Below are 2,740 nucleotides of genomic sequence, written 5' to 3' on the forward strand. Positions count from 1 at the left end.
TTGGCCGTGGCATCTTCCTTGTCTTTCGCGCGCTGCAGGGCACGCTGGCGCTTGTCCTCGATCTGTGCGATCAGGTCTTCGAGCTTCTTGCGCAGGCCGCCTTCCAACGAGGCGAACGCCGGGTCGGCCTTGATTTCCTGCGCCACGCCATACAGCGCGGTGCCCGAGCGCTCGATGATCTTCTCGCCCGGGTCCTGCATGAACTTGGAGGTCACCCGGGTCTTGCCCCGGGCCTCCGCCGCCTGCAGCCCTTCGGTGATCTTCTCGGCTGCCTTCTCGCCGTGCTTGGCCATGGCCTGCAGCGCGGCGGTGGCGGAGATCTTGTTGTCCTGGACCAGCTCGCGCACCTGCACCGGGGCCTCGATCAGCGCCAGGAGGTCGCGCACGTAGGTGGTGGTGAAGCCGCAGCGCGCCGAAATGCGTTTCTCGTCCCAACCGTAGAGCTTCAGGCGCTTGACCAGCGCCGCCTTCTCCAGTGCCTCAAGAGGCTTGCTCGTGGCGCTGCGCACCACCACCACCGAGAGTTCTGCGATGTCGTGCTGCTGTGTGTTGACCACGACCGGCAGCCGGTCAAGGTCGGCGCCCTCGGACACGGCCTTGTCGAACCCTTGAAGGCGGCAGTGCCCATCGGAGATGTAGATGATCGATTCGTCGCCCTCGCGGGCCACGTAGCCCGAGAGTGGGTGTTCGAGCTTGAAGCCCTCGCTGAGCATGCTGTCGGCAAGACTTGCGATGTGGGCCTGCAGTGCTGCGTTCTGAATGCGCACGTTGAAGCCCTCGATCACGCGGATGTAGCGGCGCGGCACCATCCACAAGGGGCTGGGCGTGGCGCCCGCGTCGTCCATGGCCTTCTCCACGGAGCCTGCAACCAGCGTCACGCCGGGCATCTGCGACATGGCCAGTGCCTGCTTTTGTTCCTCGCTCATGCCAGCGGTGGGGTCGCCCGCTGCATCCGCTGTGCTCAACGTGGTGTCGTTGCTGGGCGTGGCCATGGAGGGGTCGGAGGTACCTGGGGCAGTGGTGGCGGGTTTGGTTTTCTGGGTGGTCATTTTGGTTGTCGCTGGTGGATTGGGGCGTGCTCTGGCTGTTGCTCAGGCGTGGGACGGTGAGTTGCCCGCGTACGTGGAGCCGTAGGGCGGGGCGTGGGGTGGCGGGCATGCGCGCGCAATCATTGAGCGCACGAGGGGCAGCAGTTCGTCGCGCGCAGCGTCCTGCACGTCGCGATCGCGCTTGATCCATCCCCACGTGAGGCTGACGGCGCAGGTTAGACCCATGCAGACGGCCAGTGGGAGCACTGCGGGGGGATGCAGGCTGGCCGCCAGCCCGGTCAGCAAGACCCCCATCAAGCCGGTAAAGAGACCAGCGCCGGTGTAGTCAATGGCGAGGCGACTGCTCTCGACCGACGCACCATGCTGCAGCGTGGCAATGGCGTTCTCACGGTCAAAGCCCACCAGTCCGTTGCTTGCGTTCACCGCGCACAGGACCAACGTGGAGCCGTCTCGGTGCAGGCTGTAGATGAGGCTCAGAAAATCCCCCATCTTCGGCTGCGTTCCCAGGGCATCGGTCTGCAGGTGCACGCGCGGGCCGTAGCCCCGATCGATCACGACACCGTTGGACTCGTTGAAGCTGTAGACGTCACCTGCGATCAGGTGCAGTTCGACCACCGCGCCGTAGCTGGTGGTGATGGTTTTGACCTGGGTGTGTTCAGAAGCCATCGAATTCCTCCATCGCCTCGAACGCGGCGGCCGGCATGGTCTTGAAGGTGATCGTGTAGCTCGCCGCCTCGTCATACTCCAGCCCCGCGCGCGTCATCCAGTTCGCGGGAATGGTGAGCGACATGCCTTGGGACTCGACTCGAGCGACTTGCACCGTCAGGGGCTCCATGGGGCCGGGCGATGCGGCATCGGCGGGCTGGGGCTTTTCCGCGCGTGGCGCTTGCTTGTCCGCAACGGAGGCCTGAGGGGTCACCGGAGAGATGGGTTTGCGCAGCGACCACAGGAACATGCAAAGGTTGGCCACGTCCAGCGGGTCGCCGCGCTCGATCAGATCGCGAAGCATCCTGCTGAGGTCTTCCCCCGAGCAATCGCGCCAGCCGCTGCGGCCCTTGGCACGGGTGGCTTGAAGCTTCACGGCCATGGCGTGGGCGAAACTGCGCACCGCGGCGTCGTCGTTCATCGCTTCGAGGTCATCGGGGCCGGGCGCCGTGCTGACCCGCAGGTAGGTGTCTTGCCCCGGTTTGAGTTCGTCATCCAGACTGCCGAGGTCGACGGCACCCTCTTCCGGGTAGTCCGTGCACCAGGCGCGCAGCCCGCCCTCGTGGTCGGCCACGGTCACATGGGCCTCCTCGCCGCCAAAGAAGTCCACAAGCTCCTGGGCTTGCCGGTGGTTCATGGTGATGGTCATGTTTTCAATCGATGGGTTTTCAGGACACGCGGTTGGCGCCTTGCAGCGCGCCGCCCAATACAAGCTACCGAACAAGCGCGGACATTCAAGCCCCCAAAAGCAACTTTTCTCGAACGCAAGCGATGGGTTCGTCCCACATTGCGTTTCTCAAAACAAGTCGCTCCGCGATCCGCTGTTGCTGTCTGTATTGGATTTCAGGGTGTCGGTTTTTGTCTGGCCATCTGGGTCGGTTGATGCAGCCATTCGCCCTACACCCCGCACGAAAAGTTGGTTTTTTGTGCAGCCGCTGGGCACAGCCGGTTCCGCCGTCGCGCGTGCAGTGCGACAAATCTCACGC

4 protein-coding genes are annotated in these 2,740 nt (G+C 64.4%); 1 reads left to right on the top strand and 3 read right to left on the bottom strand.

Annotated elements, in window-relative coordinates; genetic code table 11:
• From Q1W68_RS05770 to Q1W68_RS05780, 3 genes are all read right to left on the bottom strand, one after another.
• Positions 1-1,049: hypothetical protein (locus tag Q1W68_RS05770; RefSeq protein WP_300654437.1), on the bottom strand; the 1,049-nt coding region annotated here is incomplete at its 3' end.
• Positions 1,050-1,091: 42 nt separating this feature from the next.
• Positions 1,092-1,715, bottom strand: a complete 624-nt coding sequence (locus Q1W68_RS05775; RefSeq protein WP_300654439.1) for a hypothetical protein — start codon at positions 1,713-1,715, stop codon at positions 1,092-1,094.
• Positions 1,705-2,403, bottom strand: coding sequence for a hypothetical protein (locus Q1W68_RS05780; protein ID WP_300654442.1), 699 nt, complete (start codon positions 2,401-2,403; stop codon positions 1,705-1,707). Before Q1W68_RS05780 ends, Q1W68_RS05775 begins: the two co-directional genes overlap by 11 nt.
• Here Q1W68_RS05780 and Q1W68_RS05785 point away from each other — a divergent pair.
• Positions 2,402-2,740 (top strand): hypothetical protein (locus Q1W68_RS05785; RefSeq protein WP_300715840.1); only part of this gene is annotated, 339 nt, incomplete at its 3' end. The genes Q1W68_RS05780 and Q1W68_RS05785 overlap by 2 nt on opposite strands.

The organism is Hydrogenophaga sp. (assembly GCF_030158645.1).
Taxonomy (GTDB): domain Bacteria; phylum Pseudomonadota; class Gammaproteobacteria; order Burkholderiales; family Burkholderiaceae_C; genus Hydrogenophaga.